We start from the raw sequence: 22,827 nt of genomic DNA on the forward strand, positions 1-22,827 counted from the left end.
AATATGTTGGACAATGTCGTGATTCGCGGTATCTGATCGCGACGGACGCGAACGCCCGTGAGGTGGGACCAGATGAGCAACTCGAACGCGCGGCGAGGACTGCCGCTGAGGGCCGGCCGGGGACTGATCACCCTTCTGGCGATCGTGCCGCTGGTCATGTCCGGCTTCGTCATCGGCTACGGCGTCGGCACCGAACACGAGCGCCGCGCCGGCACCGCCACAGAAGCCTGGGAGCAGAACGCCCGCCACGAGCACGCCCCCACCGTCGCCTCCTTCACCGCCACCGACATGAACGGACCGGCCCCCGAACAGTCCGCCGTGCTCCCCGTCGGCACCTCCGAAGACCTCGGCATCACCGTCACCCACCTCCAATTCGTCGTCGACGAATCCACCGTCCCGCCCGACCACACCGCCAGGCTGCGACTGTCGATGCTGCTCCCGCCCCAAGACGACGCGGTCGTGCTCGAAATCGCCTCCGTGCGCCCGGTCGACTGCCTGTGCGCCCTCAGCGCCGACACCGCACCCCCCTACGGCCGCGTCTGGGACGCGGCCCTCACCGACTCCACCACCACCGAAGTCACCTTCGACCTCACCGGCGCGATCGACTCGCCGGGCCGCTACGGATTCGCCGTCACCACCCCCAACCGAGACGCCTACCTCGAATTCGAAGGCACCGGCGGCGGCGACGGCCCGTCCCTGCTCACCGAGTCCACCCCCGACCCGACCCCCAGCCCGACCGGCGACCCGTCCCCGACCCCCGGCCAAGACCCCGACCCGCGGCCGGCAGCGCCCGAAGCGGGACAGGCCGAGACCACCTACGGCACCTGCCGCACCGACGAGAAACTCATCCCCACCTGCGGAACCCTCACCGGAGCCGCCGCCGGAGCCCACACCAGCCGCCCCAAAGAGGACGCCTTCCTCGAATTCGAGCAGACCGTCGGCCGCACCCAGCACATCTACCACGCCTACGAACGCGCCGACGGACGCCTGTTCCCCACCCGAAAGCAGATCGACCTGGCCACCGACCCCGACAATCCGCGCACCCTGTTCATCAACTGGAAGCCGCGCATGGCCACCTGGGCCGAGATCGCCGCCGGAGACCCCGACGTCGACCGCTACCTGACCCGCCTGGCCGACCACATCGACCAGAACTTCGACCAGCCGTTCTTCTTCACCGTCCACCACGAACCCGAGAACGACGTCATCAACCGGCCCGGCTCGGGCATGCAACCCGGCGACTACCGCGAGATGTACCGCTACGTGGTGAACTTCCTGCGCTCGGCCGGAGCCGACAACCTCGTCACCGTCATGAACTACATGGGCTACCTCAAATGGACCGAGGTCCCCTGGCACGACCAGCTCTACCCCGGCGACGACGTCGTCGACTGGATCGGCGTCTCCGGCTACGGCCAATCCCTCAACGACGACGGGCACTCCGACTTCACCGAGATCGTCGACCAGACCAAGGACGACGGCACCTGGCCCGGCTACTACCACTGGGTCGGCCAGCAGCACCCCACCAAACCGCTCATGCTCGCCGAATGGGGCGTGTTCAAAACCGACGGCCACCCCGACCACCAGGAGACGGTCTTCCGCTCCGCCGCCGAGCAGTTCGCCTATTACCCGCGACTGAAGGCCGTCGTCTACTTCTCCTCACCCGACGCCGAAGGCAGAGACTCCGAAGTCGACACCGACCCCGACGCGCTCGAGGCCTACCGCGACCTCATGGCCTCGGAACTGTTCGACGTGAAACTCGAATAACGAGGACGCCTTCGGATGCCGCCGGTACGGCGAGACGAACCGGTCCCCGGCGATCCAGAACCGCCACGGCACCTCCGCGGCCCGCATGATGCCCGTCCGAGGCCCGCAAGCAACCTCCACCGGCCCCGACCCGTCCGAGACCGCGCCCACCATGTCGACGCCGTCATCGGACCGGTCCCAGCCCATGGCCTGCGCCAGCCGCGCCGGACCGCGCGCCAGATCCCGGAACGCCACCCGCTCCCCGCGCCGCTCCCGCGCGACCTCGACCCCGCCGACGACCTCCCCGGCCCGCAGCAGCACCGCCGCCCCGAACCCGACCGGCCCGCACGTCAGATTGCCGCAGAAATGCATCCCATAGGTGAAGTAGACGTACAGATGCCCGGCCCGACCGAACATGACCGCCGTCCGCGCCGTCGGCCCCCGGAACGAATGCGAAGCCGGATCGTCCTGCCGGTACGCCTCCACCTCGGTCAGCCGCACCGTCACACCACCGGACACCACCAGACGGCCGAGCAGCTCGGGAGCCACCTCGACCGGGTCGCGCTCGAAGAACCCCCGCGGCGTCACGAGCACCCGGTCGGGGCGTCCTCGGCGGCCGGAACCTTGTCGGCCACCACCGGCGAGAGCCCATTGAGCACATCGAGCGCCTGGTAGTCACCGGGCACGTCCACCCCCACGGGCACCTCCCGGTCCAGGGTCACCCAGCGCTCGCCGTCGCCGTCCTCGTCGGAGTACCAGCACACGCCGTTGAGGCCGAACACCGCCTCGGTGTCCTCGACCTCCACCGGCTCGGCCCCGCACGTGGCCACCACCGCCGGGTCGCCGAAGGCCACCACGAACTCCGCGGCGTGGTCCCCGCCCTCGACCGGGCGGGCCGGGAGCCCGGCGACCTCCTCGGGCACCGACGAGGTCAGCGCCAGACACACCACGGCCTCCTCGTCGCCCAACGTCGGAACCTCGACCTCCACCGGCGACAGGTCCCAGTCGGCCTCGAAGCGGTCCCCGTCGGCGGCCGAGGAGATGAAGTTGAAGACCAGCACGCCGACGACCGCCGCCACCGGCACCGCCACGGCCGTGGCGACCACGGCCGGAAGCCTCGACTTGGCCACGGCGCTCCTCAGAGTTCCAGGATCGAACAGGTCAACGTGCGGGTGATGCCCTGCACTCGCTGGACTCTACTCACCACGAAGGCCCCCAACTGGTCCACGGTGGCTGCCTCGGTGAGAACGACCACGTCGTAGGGTCCGGTGACCATGTCGACCCGCACCACGCCGTCGATCTTGGCGACCGCACTGGACACGTCCTGGGCCATCCCGACCTCGGTCTGAACCAGAATGTACGCCTGCACCATGACAGGCCTCCCTCTCCCGCGGGCACTCGTGGGGTGGGCGATCGAAACGCGACACCGGCGGGGCTGACCGGTATCCCGACCGCACTTGAGCGAAGATTACGCAGTCACTACACGAGCGTCAACTTTCCGGGACTGGAATCCAACGTGAGCGAAACCGTGGCCGAGGTCGGCGAGTTCCGACTGATCGAGCGCTTCTCCAGGCACTTCACCGCCACCGAGGCCGTCGTGCTGGGGCCCGGCGACGACGCCGCCGTCGCCACCGCCCCCGACGGCCGGGTCGTGGCCTGCACCGACATGCTCGTCGACGGCAACCACTTCCGGCGAGACTGGTCCTCGGCGGCCGACGTCGGCCATAAGGCCGCCGCCGCCAACATGGCCGACATCGCCGCGATGGGTGCCCGCCCGACGGCCCTGCTGGCCGCCGTCTCGGCCCCGCAGGACCTGCCCGCCGAATGGCTCGAAGGACTCGCCCAGGGCCTGGCCGCCGAGGCCGGCAGCGTCGGCGCGGCCGTCATCGGCGGCGACACCACCCGCGGCGGCCTGCTGACGGTCACCGTCACCGCCCTCGGCGACCTCGAGGGCAGAGAACCGGTCACCCGCTCCGGGGCCGAACCCGGAGACGTGATCGCCATTGCCGGCCGGACCGGCTGGGCCGCCGCCGGCCTGCTGGTGCTCTCGCGCGGCTTCCGCTCCCCGGGCGCCCTGGTCGGCGCCTACCGGCGCCCGCAGCCGCCGTACGCGGCCGGACGCGACGCCGCCCTGATGGGCGCGCACGCGATGATCGACGTCTCGGACGGGCTCCTGGCCGACCTGGGCCACCTCGCCTCCGCCTCCGGGGCGGCCATCGACGTCGACTCCGCGGCCCTGGAGGTCCCCGAACCGATGGCCAACGCCGCCGAAGCGCTCGGGGCCGACCCCCGCAAATGGCTCCTGACCGGAGGCGAAGATCATGCCCTCGCGGCGGCTTTTCCTCCGGACGTGCTCCTGCCCGAAGGCTGGAGGCGCATCGGCTCGGTCGACGGTGGCACCGGAGTCACCGTCGACGGCCAGCGCTGGAGCGGACCGACCGGATGGGACCACTTCCAGGAATGAGCCCGCCGTGCGCCGGGCACGACAAACGCCGCCAGGACCGGGCCCTGGCGGCGTCAGAGTCTGTCGTTACCGGCCTGTACGCCTAACGGGACACCTTGTTGGCCTTGAGGCACGAGGTGCAGACCTTGGCGCGGCGCTTGTTGTCCCCGGAGCCGGTAGCGACGCGAATGGTCTGCAGGTTCGGGTTCCAACGACGCTTGGTCTTCTTGTGGGACCACGGGACGTTGTTGCCGAAGCCCGGGCGCTTGCCGCAGACTTCACACACGCTCGACATAATCCAAACTCCTGCATTGACGTGAATCGGCCCGCCCCCACGGCGGGCAACCCGGCAATTCTAACGGACCTGAGCAGCCGCGACGCGCCCAGGTCGGGGGGCCTGCGTCACACGCCCTCTCCCAGCAGGACTCCTGTGCACTGTGGCGGCTGCCGCGCACGCCCACCTCGGGCCACTCTAGGATTGGGGCTGATCCCGTAGGCTAGCCACAAACAGTGATGTGCCGATGCCCGAATTCCCGTTGGTGAGTCGATCATGAGCAACCCCCAGCAGCCGCCTGCCGATGGGTGGCAGCCGCCGAATTCTCCCCCGCAGCAGGAGGAGCAGCCGGTCTACCGGCCTAACGAGCAGCCTCCCGGCCAGGAGCCGCCGCCCTGGTCCCCGGAGAGCCAGCAGATGGGGCACCCCGGCAGCCAGCAGCCGCCGATGGAAGACGAAGGCACGGTCAAGTACACCCAGCCCCCCGGGCATCCGAGCCAGCCGCAGGCGCCCTTCGGGCCGCCTCCGGGGGTCCCGGTCTCGCCGTTCGACGCGCCCCCGGCGGGAGTCCCCGCCTCGGGGATGCCGGCATCCGGAATCCCGGCCTCCGGCATGCCCGCCCAGGGGTACGGCCCCGGCATGCCGCCGGTCTCGTCGGTCCCCGCCTCGGGAATGCCCGTCTCGCCGGGCCAGGGCCAGTTCGGTCCGCCGGGAGGCCAGCTGGTGCCGGTCTCCTCCGGACCGGGCGGGCAGCCGTGGGGCGGCGCCCAGCCCGGCCAGATCCAGCGCAAGAAGAAGAAGGGCGGCCGCGGGCCGCTGTGGATCCTCCTGATCGGCATCGCCGTGATCGCCGGAGCCCTCGGCTTGGGCGGCTTCATCCTGTTCAACCCCGACTCCGACCAGAGCGAACCGAACGACGGCGACCGGACCGGCACCATCGAGAACCAGTCCGAGGAGGAGCCCGTCGCGGTCGGCGACCCCGACGCCGGCGTGTACTTCGTCGCCGGTGGCTCCGGAGAGGAGATCGGTGAGCTACCCGAAGCCCTGCCGAACGGCACCGGAGTGCAGGCCGGAGACGCCTCGGCCTCCGTCGGCCTGATCGACCTCGGGGCCATCGGAGCCGAAGACGCCGCTGACGAGGACAATCCGCTCGGGGCCGTGTCCGACGCGTTCGGCGACTCGCTCGCGGCCACCGCCGGCGGCGAGGCCGCCGACACGGAGACCGTCGGCTACTGGGTCGACGCCAGGCAGGCGAACTTCAGCACCTTCACCGTCGGCGACACCACCGTGATCGCCGCCGTGATCGACCTCGGCGACGGAACCTACGCCGGATTCGCCGGATTCGCCACCAATGAGGACGAGACCGAGGCCATCGAGGCCATGCGCCAGACGCTCCAATTCGGCGAGCCCGAAATGTAGCTGCCAAACCGTCCGGTCCACCGAGCGCGTATCCTGTCGGACCGTGGCAGCCATCCCCGAATCCAGCCCCGTGGCCCTCGACGCCGCCGCGGTCCGCGAATGGACCGCGCGCGGCATCGACACGCTGACCCGCCACCGACGAGGAGTCGACGAGCTCAACGTCTTCCCCGTGGCCGACTCCGACACCGCGACCAACATGGTCGCGACCCTCCATGCCGCCTTCCAAGGCGTCTCCGCGGACCTGTCGCTGCCCGGACTGCTCGACGAGGCCGCCGGGCGGGCCCTGCTGTCGGCCCGCGGGAACTCCGGGGTGATCCTCGCTCAGATGCTGCGCGGACTGGCCGACGCCTGGACCGCCGAGACCGTCGACGCCAGGGCCTTCGCCGCCGGGCTGCGCTCCGCCACCGACGCCGCCACCGCGGCGGTCGCGGTGCCCACGGCCGGCACCATCCTCACCGTCGCCGAGTCCGCCGCCGCCGCGGCCGCCAAAGCCGCCCCGTTCGGGCTCGTCTCGGCCGCCCGCGCCGCCGCGGAGGCCTCCGCGCAGGCCGTGGCCGCCACCCCCGGGCAGTTGCCCGCGCTCGCCCGCGCCGGCGTCGTCGACGCCGGCGGGCTGGGCCTGGCGCTGCTGCTGGAGGCCCTGGTCGAGACGCTCACCGGATCGACCTCGAGCGGCGCGCTCGACCTGCTCGAACGCCACCGCACCCGCAGCCCGGCCCCGCTCGAGGAGGTCCCGCGCGAGACCGGCTCCGAGGAATACGACTACGAGGTCCAGTACCTGCTCGAATCCTCTGCCGACCAGGTCTCGGAGCTGCGGCACCGCCTCGCCGCCCTGGGCGACTCGGTGGTCATCATCGGCTCCCGCGCCTCCAAGGCCGTCACCACCTTCAACGTGCACGTCCACGTCAACGACATCGGCGCCGCCATCGAGGCCGGGATCGAAAGCGGCCGCGTCCACCGGATCTCGGTCACCCGCTTCGACGACGCCTACTCCAGGGTCCAGACGCAGGACCTCGACCGCGCCGTGGTCGCCGTGACCGCGCTGCCCCTGCTGCGGGGCCTGCTGGAGACCGAGGGCTGCCGCGTGGCCGCGACCGGGACCGCCGAGGACGTGCTGCTGGCCATCCGCGCCGGAGGCGGCCCCAACGCCGTCGTGCTCGTCGACGACCCCGACGCCGTCGACGCCGTACGCGAAGCCGCCCACGCCGCCCGCGGCCACGGCTACCGCGTCGCGGCCATCCCCACCGGCTCGATCATGCAGAGCCTGGCCGCCTTCGCCGTCCACGACCCCGACCGGCCCTTCGACGACGACGTCATCGCCATGGCCGAGGCCGCCGCCTCCTGCCGGACCGGCGAGGTCCGCTACCGGTCCGGGAAGGTCCTCGGCCTGGTCGACGGCGATGTCGTCCACACCGGAACCGACCCCGCCGTGGCCGCGCTCGACCTGATCGACCGCCTCTGTTCGGCTGGGGCCGAGCTCATCACGCTCCTGCCGGGCGCGGAGTGGGATCCCGAGACTGTCACAGCCCTGAGCGATCATGTGGACAAGGCGTGGCCGCTGGTGGAACTCCAGCAGCTGCCCGCCGGCCAAGACGATCCGCTGATCCTGATCGGAGCCGAATGACAGTCGAGCTGGAGACCCGGCTGCGAGACGTGTTGGGCGCCAAGACCGCCGCTGCCCTCGACAAGGGACTGGGCCTCGAGACCGTCGGCGACCTGCTGGGCCACTACCCTTTCCGCTACGCCAGGCGCGGCGAGCAGACCGACCTGGGCTCGCTCCAGATCGGCGAGGAGGCCACCGTCGTCGCCCAGGTCCGGGCCGCCACCACCCGCGACCTGCCGCGCAAGCCCGGCGGAGGCGGGCGGCCGCAGCGGCGGCAGCTCACCGAGGTCGTCGTCGCCGACGAGGCCGGACGCACCCTCACCCTGACCTACTTCAACCAGCCCTGGCAGGCCCAGAAGCTCGCCGCCGGACGCTGGGGCCTGTTCGCCGGGAAGGTCGCCCAGTTCCGGGGCCGTCTCCAGCTCAACTCGCCCCAGTACCAACTGCTCGACGAGGACGCCGAAGGAGGGCCTGACGCGGTCGAGGAGTTCGCCGGGGCCCTCATCCCCGTCTACTCGGCCACCTCCGACGTGCCCACCTGGAAGATCGGCAAAAGCGTCCGCATCGCCCTCGACCTGCTCGCCGACCCGCCCGACCCGCTCCCCGAACCGATCCGGGCCGAAAGGGGCCTGACCGGCTACGGCGCGGCCCTGCGCCAGATCCACCGACCCGAGTCCTTCGAATCCCTCGGCGCGGCCAAGAAACGCCTCAAGTGGCAGGAAGCCCTGGTCATGCAGGCTGCGCTCGTGCGACGCAAGGCCACCGCCGCGGTCGAACCGGCCACCCCCTACCCGCCCGGCGGCGCGATCGCCGACGCCTTCGAAGCCGCGCTGCCATTCGAACTGACCGCCGGGCAGGTCCGGGTCGGGGCCGAGATCGCCGCCGAGATCGCCGCCGAGCACCCGATGCACCGCCTCCTCCAAGGCGACGTCGGCTCCGGCAAGACCCTCGTCGCGCTGCGCGCGATGCTCCAAGTGGTCGCCCACGGCGGCCAGGCCGCCCTGCTCGCACCCACCGAGGTCCTCGCCGCCCAGCACCACCGGTCCATCGCCGAAATGCTCGGCGACCTCGCCCGCGGCGGCGAACTCACCTCGCCCCCGGACGCGACCCGCGTCGCACTGCTCACCGGTTCGGCCACCGCCGCGCAGCGGCGCGAGACCCTCGAAGCGGTCCGCACCGGCGCGGCCGGCATCGTCGTCGGCACCCACGCCCTCCTCTACGACGGCGTCGACTTCTCCGATCTGGGCCTGGTCGTGGTCGACGAGCAGCACCGCTTCGGCGTCGAGCAGCGCGACGCCCTGCGCTCCAAGGCCGAGCGGCCTCCCCACACGCTCGTCATGACCGCCACGCCGATCCCCAGGACCGTGGCCATGACCGTCTACGGCGACCTGGAGACCAGCCGCCTCACCGAGCTCCCGGCCGGGCGCAGTCCCATCGCCACCCACGTCGTGCCCTACCGCGACCAGCGCTGGATGGGCCGCGCCTGGAGCCGGGTCCGCGAGGAGGTCGCGGCCGGGCGTCAGGCCTACGTCGTGTGCCCGCGGGTGGGAGACAGCGGATCCGAGGACGGCTCCGGTGACGACCGCCGACCACCGCTGGCGGTCGTGGACGTGGTCGAGGAGCTGCGCGCCGGGCCACTTCGGGACCTCGAAGTCGGCCTTCTCCACGGCCGCCTCGACACCGACGAGAAGGACCGCGTCATGCGCGCCTACGCCGACGGACGGATCGACGTCCTGGTGGCTACCACCGTCATCGAGGTGGGCGTGAACGTCCCCAATGCCACCGCGATGGTCATCCTCGACGCCGAGCGCTTCGGGATCTCCCAGCTGCACCAGCTGCGCGGCCGCGTCGGACGCGGCAGCCACCCCGGACTGTGCCTGCTGGTCAGCGAGGCTCCGGACGGCTCCACCTCCCGCGAGCGGCTCGAAGCGGTCGCCTCCACCACCGACGGCTTCGAGCTGGCCGAGCTCGACCTCGAGCAGCGCCGCGAGGGCGACGTGCTCGGCGACGCCCAGTCCGGCACGAAATCGCACGTCAGACTGCTCTCGCTGCTGAAGGACGTCGACATCATCGAGGCCGCCCGCGCCGACGCGACGGCGCTGGTCGGCACCGACCCGTCCATGTCGTCCCATCCGCTCTTCGCGGCCCTGGTCGACGACCTGGCCGCCGACCGCGGCGAATATCTGGAGAAGGGCTGAGCGGCAGTCCTGGACTAGACTGGTCGGGTGACCAGGATAATCGCCGGCTCGCTCAAGGGCCGCCGTCTCGCCACGCCGCCGGGCGACCGGACCCGCCCGACCTCCGACCGGGTCCGGGAGGCCCTGTTCAACGCGCTCGCCCCCGGCGGGGATCTCACCGGCTTCCGCTTCGCGGACCTGTACGCGGGCTCCGGCGCGGTCGGGCTCGAGGCGCTCTCGCGCGGCGCCGAGCACGCCCTGTTCGTGGAGTCTCATTTCCAGACCGCGAAGCTGCTGCGCCGCAATGTCGCCGCTCTCGGTGTCGAGGACGCGGAGGTGATGTCGGTCCCGGTCGAGAAGGTCCTCTCCTCGGCTCCCGGTGAGCCGTACGACATCGTCTTCGCCGACCCGCCTTACGCGGTCACTGACGAGGCGGTCTCCTCGATGCTCAAGGCCCTGGTGGCGAACGAATGGCTCGCTGAGGACGCCGACGTGGTGATCGAACGCTCGGGCAGGGACGCGGCCGTGCCGTGGCCGGCAGAGGTCTCAGAGGACCGTGTCCGAAAATACGGAACCACCGCACTTTGCTACGGTCACCGCTTGTGAACCCTGAAGCTCGGCACGCGGTGTGCCCCGGGTCGTTCGATCCGGTGACCCACGGTCATCTCGATATCATCAGCCGCACCTCTCAGCTGTACGATGAGGTGTGGGTCGCGGTTTTCCACAACGCCTCCAAGAATGCGGTGTTCAGCGTCGAGGAACGGGTGGAGCTGCTGCGAGAGACCACCCAGGACATGCCGAACGTGAAGATCGCCTCCTTCCGGGGGCTCGTCGTCGACTTCTGCAAGGAGCACGGCGTCGGTGTCATCGTCAGAGGCGTTCGCGCGATATCGGACTTCGACTACGAACTGCAGATGGCCCAGATGAACTATGGGTTGGCGGGTATTGAGACAGTGATGATGCCCACCAATCCGCTGTACTCTTTTCTTTCGTCCTCCATGGTCAAGGACGCGGCCAAGTGGGGCGGGGACATCTCCCCGCACGTCCCCGAGGTCGTCCAGCGGCGACTGGTGGAACGCATGCGTCAAGATTGACCCGTGATTCCGGTCTCGATCAGGGACAATAACCCCATGACAGAAATCGACGGGAGCAAATCGGTGGGTCCGCTCGACAGGATCGAAGAGATCATCGCCTATGTGGAGGCGGCGAAGGCCGTCCCGATGTCCCGCGCCTGCAAGGTGGACCGGGCCGAGTTGATCGGCATGCTCGAGGAGCTCCAGAGCGAGCTTCCTGCCGACATCCGCCGCTCCGAGGCCATGCTGCAAGAGCGCGACAAGATCATCGAGGCCGGCGAACGGGAGGCCGACCGGATCATCGGCGAGGCCGAGACCGAGCACGCGCGCCTGGTCTCGCGCCACGAGGTGACCGTCTCGGCCGAGCACGAGGGCAACCGCATCATCGGTGAGGCCCGCGGCGAGGCGCAGCGGCTGCGCGACGAGGTCGACGAGTATGTGGACACCACGCTCGCCAACTTCGAGCAGTTCCTGCACCGCGCGCTGTCGGGGGTCGAGCGGGGCCGGGACAAGATGCACACGCTGCGCGAGATCGGCTCGTTCTCCCCGCCGCAGGGGGAGTCCGAGGACGAGAAGCCGCTTCCGCAGTTCTAGGGCGAGTTTGGGCTGGCCGATCGGGCTGATGTAGCATTGTCGGTCGGCCTCGATCGAGGCAGTTCCCTTTGAGTTAGGACCGCTTTTCACCCATGACGAACACTGCTCTGGATCCCGCCGCTCCGCTGGTGGTCGACACCGCGGAGATGGGGCGTGGCGCCGGCGTGAGCCGTGAGGTCTCGCGCGAGGTCGACGCTCCCGAGGCGCTGGGCATCGAGGTGTTCAAGGTCCCGGCTTCGGCGCCGCTGTCGGTCGACGTCCGGTTGACGGCCGTCTCCGAGGGCGTCCTCGTCGACGGCGAGGTCGAGGCCCCGGTCGAGGGGGAGTGTGCGAGGTGCCTCGCACCGATCGAGGACACTCTCAGGGTCGAGGTGCAGGAGCTGTACGCTTATGAAGGCTCCGTCACCGAAGAGACCACTGACGCCGACGAGATTCTGCGGCTTCGGGGGGATCTGCTCGATCTGGAGCCCGCGGTTCGGGACGCGCTGGTGCTGGCGATGCCGGTCACCCCGCTGTGCCGACCTGACTGCCCGGGGTTGTGCGCCGAATGCGGCGCGCCCTGGGACGAGCTGCCCGCAGACCACCGGCACGAGTCGGTCGATCCGCGGTGGTCAGCATTGGATAAGTTGCGGTTCGCCGACACCGACGGCGAGTCGAAGTAGCTCAGCGGATAAGTATGGAGTTCTGAAGTGGCTGTTCCGAAGCGTCGTACGTCGCGTTCCAACACCCGGCACCGCCGTTCGCAGTGGAAGGCTGCCCCGGTGCGCCTGGTCGAGTGCCCGCAGTGCCACGCCATGAAGCGCGGCCACCAGGTCTGCGAGGTCTGCGGAACCTACAAGGGCCGCCAGGTTCTCGAGGCTTAAGAGCCTCTGCCCATGGGCGACAAGGCAGTTGAACATTTCGAAGCGGTGTTCGGGGTCCGGGATTTCGACCCCGAACTGCTGCGTCTCGCCCTGACCCATCGTTCCTACGCCTACGAGCACGGCGGCATCCCCACCAACGAGCGCCTGGAGTTCCTCGGGGACTCGGTGCTCAGCCTGGTCGTGACCACCGCGCTGTACCGCAATCACCCGGACCTGCCCGAGGGGCAGCTGGCGCGCCTGCGGGCGTCGGTGGTGAACATGAAGGCGCTGGCCAAGGTGGCCCGCCGCATGGGGGACGGCGGGATCGGCCCGCACCTGCTGCTCGGCAAGGGCGAGGAGTCCTCGGGCGGGCGAAACAAGAACTCGATCCTGGCCGACGCGGTGGAGGCGCTGCTGGGCGCGGTCTACCTCCAGTTCGGGGTCGAGACCGCCAAGCGGGTGGTGCACCGTTTCTTCGATCCCCTCATGGAGCGCGCGGCCGGTCAGGGCGCGGCCCTGGACTGGAAGACCAGCCTCCAGGAGCTGACGGCCGATTCCGGCCTGGGCGTACCCGAGTACCGCATCTCCGAGTCCGGGCCCGACCACGCCAAGGAGTTCACCGCCTGGGCGGTGGTGGCCGGCGAGGAGTTCGGCGAGGGCACCGGCGGTTCGAAGAAGGACGCCGAGCAGATCGCGGCCGAGCTGGCCTGGCGGGTGCTCTCCGAGCGGCTCGGGGTCGATCCCCGCTAGGGTCTCAGTGCTGGCAGTTCGGGCAGTAGTGCGCCGAGCGGTCGCCGATGACCTCTTTGCGGATCGGCGTTCCGCAGCGTCTGCACGGCTGTCCGGCGCGTCCGTATGCGGCCAGTTCGCGGGAGAAGTACCCGGATTGGCCGTTGACGCGCACGTACAGCTCGTCGAATGAGGTGCCTCCGGCTTCTATGGCTTCGGCCAGCACGGCGCGGACGCAGTCCAGTAGCTCGTGGGCCTTGCCCTCCGATATCCGCTCGCCTTTGCGGCGGCCGTGGATGCGGGCGCGCCACAGCGCCTCGTCGGCGTAGATGTTGCCGACCCCGGAGATCCAGCCCTGGTCGAGCAGGGCCTTCTTGACCTCGATGCGTCGTGCCCGCAGCCGTTCGACGGCGCGGTCGGCGTCGAAGGCCGCTTCGAACGGGTCGGGGGCGATGTGCGCGAGCGACTTCGGGAGCGTGTCGTCGGTGTCGGCGACCTCCAGGAAGCCGAAGGTGCGCTGGTCGACGAACCACAGTTCGGGTCCGTGGGCGAATCGCAGCCGCGCCCGCAGGTGCGGGTGCGCCTCGCTGCCGGGGTCCATGACGCGGAACTGGCCGCTCATGCCGAGGTGGCAGACGAGAGCTCGACCGTCATCGAGTTCGAGCCACATGAACTTGCCGCGCCTGCCGCTGCCGGTGACGGTCAGGCCGGTCAGGGTCGCGGCGAAGTCCTCGGATCCGAGCATGTGGCGGCGCACGGTGCGCGGGTTGTAGACCTCGACGGAGGTGATGCGGCCGCCGCGGAATGCCGCGTCGACTCCGCGGCGGACCGTCTCGACTTCGGGGAGTTCAGGCACGGCTCCATTATCCTCACGACAGCTGCGGGTGCTGCTCCCGGAGGGTGGTCTCCAGGCCGTAGTTGAGCGCGAACGCGATCGCGGCCAGGCGCGAGTTCACTCCGAGCTTGCCGAGCACGTTCTGGACGTGCGAGCGGACGGTGGAGACCGACACCCCCATCTGTATGGCCATCTGGCTGGTCGGCTCGCCGCGGACGATGCGGCGCAGCACGTCGTCCTCGCGGGGGGTGAGGTGGTGCGCCAGTTCGTGGGCGTCCTGCGGCCCGAGCAGCGGCGCCGGCTGGAGTGCGGCCTCGAGCAGCTGCGGATCGTAGTAGGGGGGATCGGCCAGGCCCCTGTCGATGGCGTGCAGTAGGTCGCGGGCCAGTATGTGGGTGTTGGCTATGCCGCAGGCCGAGACCGAGACGGCCTTGCGGAGGACCGAGCCGTCCTCTCTGTCGGTGATGAGGAATACCGGTCTGCGGCAGTCGGCCAGGACTCGGTTCCTGGAGACCGCTTCCAACGCCACCAGACAGCAGTCGATGTTCTCGTCGCTGGTCGCGAGAGCCTTCAGCGTCTTGGCCTCGATGGCGGTGTCGCCGCGGCGGTTGAGCAGGGGTCGGATGCTGGCAGAGAACACCTGGTTGGGGTCGTACAGCATGACACGCACGGTTGGTACCTCGTCCTTCGGATTTCTCCTCGCCTCCCCAGACGCGCGCCGATTCAGGCGGCTATCCCAGGATGACTGCTGGTAATGGAGTCGTCCAGAGTTGAGTCAGCTTGCCGACAAAAGGCCTCTCGGTGCCGGTCTGGCTGCGATAATGCGGCGCCGGGCCGGGCTGTCCGCCGCGTCCGGGCTCGGCTTCCTATCCGAAGTTCTGCACCCAGTACAGGGTGCCGTCGCGGTCGGCGATGCCGATGCCGAGGTACCGGTAGTCGCAGTTGAGGATGTTCGCGCGGTGGCCCTCGGAGTTCATCCAGCCGATCATGACCTCTTCGGCGTTGGGGTAGCCGTAGGCGATGTTCTCGCCGACGCCGCCCTGGTAGCCCTGGTCGCGGGCTCGGTCGGTGGGGGAGCGGCCGTCGAGGGAGGTGTGGTCGAAGTAGTCGTTGTCGGCCATGTCCTCGGCGTGGCCCTGGGCCGCGGCGTCGAGTTGGGACTGGGATTCGAGCGAGCCGCATCCGGCTTGGGCCCGTTCGTCGTCGACCAGGGCCCGGACCTCGTCGGCGGGGCCGGGGTCCGGCTGGGAGCCGGAGTCGTCTCCGCCGCCTCCGCCACCGTCGCCGCCCTCATCGCCGTCGTCGTCGGGTTCGGGGCTGGAGTCGATCTGCTCGGGCTCGGCGCTGGTCGGCTCCTCTTCGGCCTCCTGGGTCTGGATCGAGGCGTCGTCGACGTCGAGCTCGGGGACGTCTCCGGTGGCGGGCGTGCCGTCGATGGTGGCGGTGACGCGGTCATCCGATGGAGCGGAAGTGTCGTCCTGTGGCGAGTCGAGTGCCCATAGTGAGGTGGAGGCGCCGCTCAGGCCGAAGGCCAGGAGTATCGCGAGGAACATCCGGCGTCGGCTCTCTGCGGCGGGGCTGCGGTGTCGCCCGCCTCTGGGTCTGCTCATGCGGTGGTGGCGACCTCGTTACGGGGAGTTACACGAAGGTTATTCCGGTTTGTCGGGCACTCTATCAGGTCAGGCGGGGTGACGCGGATCGCGAGGTGTGACCCCTGTCGAATCCGGAGGGCAAAGCCTGTGTAATGCTTGACGGGAACCGTCGCGCAGGCGGATGATGTTCACAGACGATCAGTGTTCACGAGCAGTGCTCCACTGGTCCAGGCCGGGGCAATTGGCCCCGATCGCGAAAAATTCACTCAGCTACATGCGACGTTATTCATGGTGCGCACACCACCGTCACCAAACGACGCGATCGCAAGGAGAAACTATGGCGAAAGCCCTCTATGGCCACATCGGGCAGGCCCCGAACAAGCGCCTCCTCGAAGAAGTGGTCCAGCTACGTGCGCGGGTACGGAGCCTCGAGACCGAGCTCGCCGAGCTTCGCGCCCGGGAGAACGAGGTTCAGCACGATGAAGCCGAGGAGTTGATGCGGCTGCAAGAGCCCGCGTTGACTTAGCCGTCACTGCGCATGGAAATACGAGCGCGCCTGCTGCACGACAGCCGGCGCGCATTGTCGTGTACGGACCGGGTTCCCGCCCCGCGCGGCCCCGAACCGCCTGACCGATCGCGGCCCTCTTCCGGTGGCGGGCCCGGGAACCGGGCGACCGCGGGCCCCGTCCGAGGTCGATATGCACGTGCCGGTCGGTCGGGCCTTGTAGTCTTGGACAGTCCTGACCGCGCGGACCCTGCCACGGAGTTGACCGTTGTACCTCAAGAGCCTCACGCTGAAGGGCTTCAAGTCCTTCGCCTCGGCCACGACCCTGCGCTTCGAACCCGGCATCACCTGCGTGGTCGGCCCCAACGGCTCCGGTAAGTCCAACGTCGTCGACGCCATCGCCTGGGTCCTGGGCGAGCAGGGCGCCAAGTCGCTGCGCGGCGGCAAGATGGAGGACGTCATCTTCGCCGGCACCACCGGCCGCCCCGCGCTCGGCCGCGCCGAGGTCACCCTCACCATCGACAACACCGACGGCGCCATCCCCATCGACTACTCCGAGGTCTCGATCACCCGCCGCATGTTCCGCTCCGGCGAAGGCGAGTACGAGATCAACGGCGACCGCTGCCGCCTGCTGGACGTGCAGGACCTGCTGTCCGACGCCGGCATCGGCCGCGAGATGCACGTCCTGGTCGGACAGGGCAAGCTCGACTCCTACCTCCACGCCCGCCCCGAGGACCGCCGCGCCTTCATCGAAGAGGCCGCCGGAGTCCTCAAGCACCGCAAGCGCAAAGAGAAGGCCCTCCGCAAACTCGACGGCATGCAGGGCAACCTCGACCGCCTCTCCGACCTCACCGCCGAACTGCGCCGCCAGCTCAAACCGCTCGGCCGCCAGGCCGAGCTCGCCCGCCGCGCCCAGACCATCCAGGCCGATCTCCGCGAGGCCCGTCTGCGCCTGCTCGCCGACGACCTCACCGGCCTGCGCGCCGACATCGCCAAGGACCTGGCCGACGAGCAGGCCCTGCGCGAGCGCCGAAACGTGCTCGACGAGGAGCACGAGCGGCTGTCGGCCCAGATCACCGAGCTCGAAGGTGCCCACGCCGCCGACAAGCCGCGCCTGGCCCGCCTCCAGGAGACCTGGTACCGCCTTCAGGCCGTCGCCGAGCGCCTCCGCTCGACCGCCCAGCTCGCCGCCGAGCGCCGCCGCTACCTCTCCGAGGACGCCGCCGACGACCGCCCCGGCCGCGACCCCGAGATGCTCGAGACCGAGGCCGAGCGCATCCGCGAGCAGGAGATCGAACTGCGCGAGGGCATCGCCGAGGACTCCGAGCGGCTGTCGGCCGCCGTGGAGACCCGCGAGGAGACCGAGACCGCCCTGGCCGAGGCCGAGCAGCGGATCGTCGGCGCCGTCAAAGCGGCCGCCGAGCGCCGCGAGTCCCTCGCCAGGCTCAACGGCCGCGTCGAGTCCCTGCGCAGCCGCACCGCCGCGGCCGACGACGAGATCGAACGCGCCGCGACCGCCCTGGCCGAGGCCAAGGAGCGCGCCGAGACCGCCGCCGAGGCCGCCGCCGAGGCCGAGGCCGAAGGCGAGGCCGCCGAGGCCGACTCCGAGTTCGACGAGCGGCTGGAAGTCGCCAAGGCCCGCGTCCAGGCAGCCAAGGCCGAGGTCGACCGCCTCACCGAGGCTGAGCGCGAGGCCGACCGCGACGCCTCCCACTGGGCCGCCCGCGAAGAGGCGCTCGCGATGGGCCTGCGCCGCAAGGACGGCGCGGCCGCCCTGCTCGCCCTCGCCTCCGGCGAGCCGGGCGAACTGGACAGAGCCGATCTCTCCTCGGACTCCGTCCTCGACCGAGCCAATATTTCCTCGGACTCCGTCCTCGGAAGTGTGGCCGCGCTGCTGACCGTCGAACCCGGCTACGAGGCCGTCCTGGCCGCCGCGCTCGGCCGCCTGGCCGACGCCGTGGCCGTCACCGACGCGGGCAGCGCCGCCGCCGCGATCCGGTTCCTTCGCGACGAGGACGGCGGCCAGGCGTCCTTCCTGGTGGCCGGGGCCGCCACCGAGACGGCGGTCCCGCCGGGACACCGGGCCGTGGCCGACACCGTCGCCGCCCCGCCCGAACTGGCCGGGACCGTCCGCGCCGTCCTGTCCGGCATGGTCGTCGCCGACGACCTCGCCGCCGCCCGCGACATCGTGGCCGCCTATCCCGAACTGACCGCCGTCACCCGCGAAGGCGACGTCATCGGCGCCGCCACCGCCCACGGCGGCTCGGCGAAGGCCCAGTCCTACATCGAGATCCAAGCCGCCGTCGACGAGGCCCGCGACCGCAAGAGCGCCGCCGAATCCCAGGCCGCCGAGCTGCGCGACCGCCTCGACCAGGCGCGCGACGCCCTCACTGAGGCCGAAGGCGGCGCCGAAGAGGTCCGCGCCGCGCAGCGACAGGCCGAGGCCGCCCTCGGCGCCGTCAACCGCCGCCAGGCCGAACTCGGCGCCGCCGCCCGCTCGGCCGAGGCCGAGGTCGCCCGCCTCGCCCAGGCCAAGGAGCGCGCCGAAACCGCCCGCGAAGCCGACACCGCCGGGCTCGCCGAACTCGAAGCGCAGCTCGAGGCCCTCGAAGCCGAACCGGAGATCGAAGAGCCCTCCACCGACGAGCGCGACCAGCTCACCCGCCAGCTCGAGGCCGCCCGCCAGAACGAGATGGAGACCCGCCTGGCCGTCCGCACCGCCGAGGAGCGCGCCTCCGCGCTCGCCGGCCGCGCCGACGCCCTGGCCCGCCAGGCCCAGTCCGAGCGCGCCGCCCGCGCCCGCGCCGAGGCCCGCCGCGCCGCCCGCGCCCGCGGGGCCGCCGTCGCCGAACTGGTCGCCGAGGCCGCCGAGCAGACCGGCGTGCGCCTGACCGACTCGCTGGAGGCCGCCGCGATCGAGCGCGACCGCCTCGCCGCCGAGCAGACCCGACGCGAGGCCGCCCTCACCGAGCTGCGCGAACGCGCCTCCACCACCGCCGCCGAACTCGAACGCATCACCTCGGCCGCGCACCGCGACGAGGTCGCCCGCGCCGAGCAGCGACTGCGCATCGAGCAGCTTGAGGAGAAGGCCGGAGCCGACTTCGGCGTCGACATCGAGACCCTGCTGAACGAGTACGGGCCCGACCAGCCCGTGCCGCCCGCCACCGAGGAGATCACCAAGGCCGAGGAGAAGGGGAGGCCCGAGCCCGGCCCGGCCCCCTTCGACCGCGCCATCATGGAGAAGCGCGCCGCCCGGGGCGAGCGCGAACTCAAGCTCCTCGGCAAGGTCAACCCGCTCGCGCTCGAGGAGTTCGCCGCGCTCGAGGAGCGCTACAAGTTTCTCAACGAGCAGCTCGAGGACGTCAAGCAGACGCGCGCCGACCTCCAGACCGTCGTCAAGGAGGTCGACGAGCGCATCCAGGACGTCTTCGCCGAGGCCTTCGCCGACACCGCCCGGGAGTTCGAGCACGTCTTCCAGACCGTCTTCCCCGGCGGCGAGGGGCGGATCATCCTCACCGAACCGGACGACCTGCTCTCGACCGGCGTCGAGGTCGAGGCCCGCCCGCCCGGCAAGAAGGTCAAGCGGCTCTCGCTCCTGTCCGGCGGCGAGCGGTCCCTGACCGCCCTGGCGCTGCTGTGCGCGATCTTCCGCGCCCGCCCCAGCCCGTTCTACCTGATGGACGAGGTCGAGGCCGCCCTCGACGACGTCAACCTGGGGCGCCTGCTCGACCTGCTGCGGCAGCTCAAGGAGAACTCGCAGCTGCTGGTCATCACCCACCAGAAGCGCACCATGGAGATCGCCGACGCCCTCTACGGGGTCACCATGCGATCGGGCGTGACGCAGGTGATCAGCCAGAAGTTCTCCCGCGAGGAGGACTTACCGCACCGCGTGAAGCTCGCGAAGCGCTCCCGCGCCCTGTCAGTACAGTGGTGGTGCATTGAGACTTACTGGAGGGTGCCCCGTGAACGACCTGTCCATCTGGCTGATCGTGGCCATCGCCGTCGTGGTGGCCGCCGCAGGCGGCGCACTGATCGCCTATTTCCGGGCGAAGGCGAAACGGATCGCCGCGCCCGCCGAGCAGCGGCCGGAGGACGAACCCGAAGTCGAGCCCGAGGCCGAGGCGGCTCCGAGCGCTCAGGAGTCGCCCGAGGTCGAGGTCCCCGCCCCCACCGCCGGCCGACTGGTGCGCCTGCGCTCGCGCCTGTCGCGCTCGAACAACGCCCTCGGCAAGGGCCTGCTGGCGCTGCTCGCCAGCGACAAGCTCGACGACGACGTCTGGGAGGAGGTCGAGGACACGCTCCTGACCGCCGACGTCGGCATCGCCGACACCACCGAGATCGTCGAGCGCCTGCGCGAGCGGGTCAAGGTCCTCGGCACCCGCACCACCTCCGAGCTGCGGAGCCTGCTGACCGAGGAGCTGACGGCCGTGCTCGACCCGGGGCTCGACCGGTCCCTGGCCACCAGATCGCCCTCCGGTGACGGCCCGGCCGTGTTCATGGTCGTGGGCGTCAACGGCTCGGGAAAGACCACCACCTGCGGCAAGATCGCGCGCGTGCTCATCGCCGACGGCAGCTCGGTCATCCTCGGGGCGGCCGACACCTTCCGCGCGGCCGCCGCCGACCAGCTGGAGACCTGGGGCGGCCGCGTCGGGGCCAGAGTCGTGCGCCGCGACGAGGGGGCCGACCCGGCGTCGGTGGCCTTCGAGGCGGTCAAGACCGGGGCCGAGACCGGGACGGACGTGGTCCTGGTCGACACCGCCGGGCGGCTCCAGAACAAGACCGGCCTGATGGACGAGCTCGGCAAGGTCAAGCGGGTGGTCGAGAAGCAGGGGCCGGTGGCCGAGACGCTGCTGGTCCTGGACGCCACGACCGGCCAGAACGGGCTCCAGCAGGCCAAGGTCTTCGGCGAGGTCGCCGACATCACCGGCGTCGTCCTCACCAAGCTCGACGGAACCGCCAAGGGCGGGATCGTCATCGCGGTTCAACGGCAGTTGGGAGTACCGGTTAAGCTGGTCGGACTCGGTGAGGGTCCGGACGACCTGGCCCCCTTCGAGGTAGGGGAGTTCGTCGACGCCATCGTCGATGGCACCGAGGACTGACTAGGGACGGGCACGGCGGAGACCGGTGAGCCAAGACGAGATTCCGCTGATCGGCGGCAACACGAGCACCGTGGTCCGCTTGGGCGACACGGTCCGGCGCAATACCGGGCCCTGGACGCCCGCGGTCCACGCGCTGCTGCGCCACCTGCACACGGCGGGGTTCACCGGTGCGCCGCGGCCGCTGGGCATCGACGAGCACGACCGCGAGGTGCTGTCGTTCGTCGAGGGCGAACCCGGCAAGTACCCCCTCGCGCCGCACTGGACCACCGACGAGACCCTGGTGGCGGTCGGGAAGATGCTGCGGATGTTCCATGACGCGCAGTACAGCTTCCAGCCCCCGCCCGGGGCCAGGTGGCGGTCATTCGGGCCCCCGCCGCCGGACACCGAGGTCATCTGCCACCACGACGCCGCTCCGCACAACGTGGTCTGGCGGCCGGACGGGACGCTGTCGCTGATCGACTTCGACCTGGCCAGCCCGGGGGCGCGCATCTACGACGTCGCGTACGCGGCTTGGACCTGGGTGCCGATCTTCACCGACCGCGACTCGATGACCCTGGGCTGGAAGAAGCCCGACCGGCCGCGGCGGCTGCGGCTGTTCGCCGACGCCTACGGGCTGTCGGAGCGGGACCGGGCCCGGTTCATCAAGGTGATCCGCAAGCGCGTGGTCGACCACATCGAGGGCATCCGCCGCATGGCGCAGGCCGGGGACCCGACCTTCGAGCGGATCGTCCAGAAGGGGCACCTGCGGCGCCCGGCGCGCGACCTGCGGCTGCTGGACGCCGAGCGCTACAAGTTGGACGAGGCCCTCAGGTAAGCGGGCTCCGACGACGAGCCGGGAGCCGCCGGAGCCCGCACCTCGGGGCGCGTGACACCGCTGGTGAATGGGAACCAGATGTGCCGCGCCGCAACTGGAGCGCTCCCAGTGCCGGGATGATCGCCCCAGTGGCTTCGTTGGTGTGGAAGGATTTCGAGGGATTTGCCACTGAACCTATCGGGTTAGCGTTTGCCTGTCAATACATCGTCGTAGATCAATATGCCTTGTGGTCCGGAAATCACCCGATGGGAGCGCTTGCTGCCACGATTTCATCATTCTGTAAGCCCTAGACCGGCGGTTTTCGCCTCCGATGGCTGGAACATTGGGGGCGGACAGCGAACTTTTCTGAAAGGAACACCCCCTTGAAACACACTGGGATCGCGATCGCCGCGGCCGGACTGGCCGCCGCCTTCTCCCTTTCCGCCTGCGGCGCGGAGGAGGAGCCCGCCGAGCCGGACCCGACGACCTCCGAGGCGGCGACCGAGGACGCCGAGGAGACGACCGGCGAGGAGGAGACGACCGAAGCCGACATGGCGGTCCCCGAACTCCTCGACTTCACCGCGGTCACCCTCGACGGCGAGGACTTCGAGGGCTCCTCGCTGGCGGGCGACCCGACCGTCCTGTGGTTCTGGGAGCACGACTGCCCGGTCTGCCAGGGCCAGGGCGGCGCCGTCTCGGGCCTGTTCGAGACCTACGGCGACCAGGTCGACATCGTCGGCGTCGCCGGCGCCGGCCTCTACGCCACCGGCAGCACCGAGGACCGGCAGGGCTTCGTGGACCAGACCGGCACCGGCTCTCTCGTCCATCTTGAGGACGTGGACTACGAGCTGCGCACTTCCTTCGAAGTGGTCAGCCAGAGCGTCTACGTCGTGCTCGACGCCGACGGCGAGGTCGTCGAGAACGGCTCGCTGAGCGAATCGGACCTCAACGACGCGGTGGCCTCCACCTTGTGAACCTCGCTACAGCGCGTGCGATCCCGGGCGGAGATCGTCACACCCGGCCGGGATCGTGGGCGCTGCCGCCTCTTCATTCATTACCCACCCAGGGTGGGTAGAAGGGGCAAGGGGAGCCCGGGCCACCCCACCGGA

Annotated in this window: 22 protein-coding genes and 1 pseudogene; 16 read left to right on the plus strand and 7 right to left on the minus strand. The window is 70.5% G+C overall.

Annotated elements, in window-relative coordinates:
• Window positions 1-72: 72 nt before the first annotated feature.
• Window positions 73-1,761, plus strand: coding sequence for a glycosyl hydrolase (locus JFB92_RS10185; RefSeq protein ID WP_199037718.1), 1,689 nt, complete (start codon window positions 73-75; stop codon window positions 1,759-1,761).
• Here the strand turns inward: JFB92_RS10185 and JFB92_RS10190 are convergent.
• The 3 genes from JFB92_RS10190 to JFB92_RS10200 are packed head-to-tail and all read right to left on the minus strand — an operon-like array spanning window position 1,654 to window position 3,112.
• Window positions 1,654-2,334, minus strand: coding sequence for a DNA-3-methyladenine glycosylase (locus JFB92_RS10190; protein WP_199037720.1), 681 nt, complete (start codon window positions 2,332-2,334; stop codon window positions 1,654-1,656). The genes JFB92_RS10185 and JFB92_RS10190 overlap by 108 nt on opposite strands.
• A complete protein-coding gene (locus JFB92_RS10195; protein ID WP_199037722.1) occupies window positions 2,325-2,870 on the minus strand; it encodes a DUF3515 family protein in 546 nt (181 codons plus the stop codon). Before JFB92_RS10195 ends, JFB92_RS10190 begins: the two co-directional genes overlap by 10 nt.
• An 8-nt stretch (window positions 2,871-2,878) precedes the next feature.
• Window positions 2,879-3,112: an Lrp/AsnC ligand binding domain-containing protein gene (locus tag JFB92_RS10200; protein ID WP_199037723.1), complete on the minus strand. Its 234-nt coding sequence runs from the start codon at window positions 3,110-3,112 to the stop codon at window positions 2,879-2,881.
• Window positions 3,113-3,256: 144 nt separating this feature from the next.
• Here JFB92_RS10200 and JFB92_RS10205 point away from each other — a divergent pair, with 144 nt between their 5' ends.
• A complete protein-coding gene (locus JFB92_RS10205; protein WP_199037725.1) occupies window positions 3,257-4,204 on the plus strand; it encodes a thiamine-phosphate kinase in 948 nt (315 codons plus the stop codon).
• Between the two features lie 82 nt (window positions 4,205-4,286).
• On the opposite strand, the gene rpmB is transcribed toward JFB92_RS10205, so the two are convergent.
• Window positions 4,287-4,478 carry a 50S ribosomal protein L28 gene (gene rpmB, locus JFB92_RS10210; protein WP_199037727.1) on the minus strand — a complete coding sequence of 64 codons (192 nt, stop codon included), beginning with the start codon at window positions 4,476-4,478 and terminating at the stop codon, window positions 4,287-4,289.
• A 255-nt stretch (window positions 4,479-4,733) separates the two neighbouring features.
• Between rpmB and JFB92_RS10215 the strand changes: the two genes are divergently transcribed.
• The 9 genes from JFB92_RS10215 to rnc all read left to right on the plus strand — a co-directional run bounded on the left by JFB92_RS10215 (window position 4,734) and on the right by rnc (window position 12,915).
• Window positions 4,734-5,876 (plus strand): chromosomal replication initiator protein DnaA, encoded by a 1,143-nt coding sequence (locus JFB92_RS10215; RefSeq protein ID WP_199037729.1) that lies wholly within the window; start codon window positions 4,734-4,736, stop codon window positions 5,874-5,876.
• 43 nt (window positions 5,877-5,919) lie between these two features.
• Window positions 5,920-7,500: a DAK2 domain-containing protein gene (locus tag JFB92_RS10220; RefSeq protein ID WP_199037731.1), complete on the plus strand. Its 1,581-nt coding sequence runs from the start codon at window positions 5,920-5,922 to the stop codon at window positions 7,498-7,500.
• Window positions 7,497-9,677 (plus strand): ATP-dependent DNA helicase RecG, encoded by a 2,181-nt coding sequence (gene recG / locus JFB92_RS10225; protein ID WP_199037733.1) that lies wholly within the window; start codon window positions 7,497-7,499, stop codon window positions 9,675-9,677. The genes JFB92_RS10220 and recG overlap by 4 nt, the downstream gene beginning before the upstream one ends.
• A 27-nt stretch (window positions 9,678-9,704) precedes the next feature.
• A complete protein-coding gene (rsmD, locus tag JFB92_RS10230; protein WP_199037735.1) occupies window positions 9,705-10,262 on the plus strand; it encodes a 16S rRNA (guanine(966)-N(2))-methyltransferase RsmD in 558 nt (185 codons plus the stop codon).
• A complete protein-coding gene (coaD, locus tag JFB92_RS10235) occupies window positions 10,259-10,750 on the plus strand; it encodes a pantetheine-phosphate adenylyltransferase (protein WP_199037737.1) in 492 nt (163 codons plus the stop codon). Before rsmD ends, coaD begins: the two co-directional genes overlap by 4 nt.
• Window positions 10,751-10,813: 63 nt before the next feature.
• A complete protein-coding gene (locus JFB92_RS10240; RefSeq protein ID WP_372451617.1) occupies window positions 10,814-11,323 on the plus strand; it encodes an SPFH domain-containing protein in 510 nt (169 codons plus the stop codon).
• A 92-nt stretch (window positions 11,324-11,415) separates the two neighbouring features.
• A complete protein-coding gene (locus JFB92_RS10245; protein WP_199037741.1) occupies window positions 11,416-11,985 on the plus strand; it encodes a YceD family protein in 570 nt (189 codons plus the stop codon).
• Between the two features lie 27 nt (window positions 11,986-12,012).
• The gene (gene rpmF / locus JFB92_RS10250) at window positions 12,013-12,186 is read left to right on the plus strand and encodes a 50S ribosomal protein L32 (protein ID WP_199037743.1); all 174 of its coding nucleotides are present in this window, start codon (window positions 12,013-12,015) and stop codon (window positions 12,184-12,186) included.
• Window positions 12,187-12,198: 12 nt separating this feature from the next.
• Window positions 12,199-12,915 (plus strand): ribonuclease III, encoded by a 717-nt coding sequence (rnc, locus tag JFB92_RS10255; protein ID WP_199037745.1) that lies wholly within the window; start codon window positions 12,199-12,201, stop codon window positions 12,913-12,915.
• Between the two features lie 4 nt (window positions 12,916-12,919).
• Here rnc and mutM read toward each other — a convergent pair whose 3' ends face one another.
• The 3 genes from mutM to JFB92_RS10270 form a co-directional block, all read right to left on the minus strand.
• Window positions 12,920-13,750, minus strand: a complete 831-nt coding sequence (gene mutM, locus JFB92_RS10260) for a bifunctional DNA-formamidopyrimidine glycosylase/DNA-(apurinic or apyrimidinic site) lyase (RefSeq protein WP_199037747.1) — start codon at window positions 13,748-13,750, stop codon at window positions 12,920-12,922.
• A gap of 13 nt (window positions 13,751-13,763) precedes the next feature.
• Window positions 13,764-14,390 (minus strand): helix-turn-helix transcriptional regulator, encoded by a 627-nt coding sequence (locus tag JFB92_RS10265; RefSeq protein ID WP_233162881.1) that lies wholly within the window; start codon window positions 14,388-14,390, stop codon window positions 13,764-13,766.
• 205 nt (window positions 14,391-14,595) lie between these two features.
• Window positions 14,596-15,339: a CAP domain-containing protein gene (locus tag JFB92_RS10270; protein ID WP_199037751.1), complete on the minus strand. Its 744-nt coding sequence runs from the start codon at window positions 15,337-15,339 to the stop codon at window positions 14,596-14,598.
• Between the two features lie 319 nt (window positions 15,340-15,658).
• Between JFB92_RS10270 and JFB92_RS10275 the strand changes: the two genes are divergently transcribed.
• The 5 genes and pseudogenes from JFB92_RS10275 (at window position 15,659) to JFB92_RS10295 (ending at window position 22,692) form a co-directional block, all read left to right on the plus strand.
• Complete coding sequence (locus tag JFB92_RS10275) at window positions 15,659-15,847, plus strand: hypothetical protein (protein WP_199037753.1); 189 nt, start codon at window positions 15,659-15,661, stop codon at window positions 15,845-15,847.
• 247 nt (window positions 15,848-16,094) lie between these two features.
• Window positions 16,095-19,703, plus strand: a pseudogene (gene smc, locus JFB92_RS10280) (chromosome segregation protein SMC); the annotation flags it as partial.
• Between the two features lie 94 nt (window positions 19,704-19,797).
• Window positions 19,798-20,925, plus strand: coding sequence for a signal recognition particle-docking protein FtsY (ftsY, locus tag JFB92_RS10285; RefSeq protein WP_372451618.1), 1,128 nt, complete (start codon window positions 19,798-19,800; stop codon window positions 20,923-20,925).
• 25 nt (window positions 20,926-20,950) lie between these two features.
• The gene (locus tag JFB92_RS10290) at window positions 20,951-21,739 is read left to right on the plus strand and encodes a phosphotransferase enzyme family protein (protein WP_307789100.1); all 789 of its coding nucleotides are present in this window, start codon (window positions 20,951-20,953) and stop codon (window positions 21,737-21,739) included.
• Window positions 21,740-22,101: 362 nt separating this feature from the next.
• A complete protein-coding gene (locus JFB92_RS10295; protein ID WP_199037757.1) occupies window positions 22,102-22,692 on the plus strand; it encodes a redoxin domain-containing protein in 591 nt (196 codons plus the stop codon).
• The last annotated feature ends 135 nt before the right edge of the window (window positions 22,693-22,827 follow it).

Source organism: Glycomyces salinus (genome assembly GCF_016428645.1).
Classification (GTDB): Bacteria; Actinomycetota; Actinomycetes; order Mycobacteriales; family Micromonosporaceae; genus Glycomyces; species Glycomyces salinus.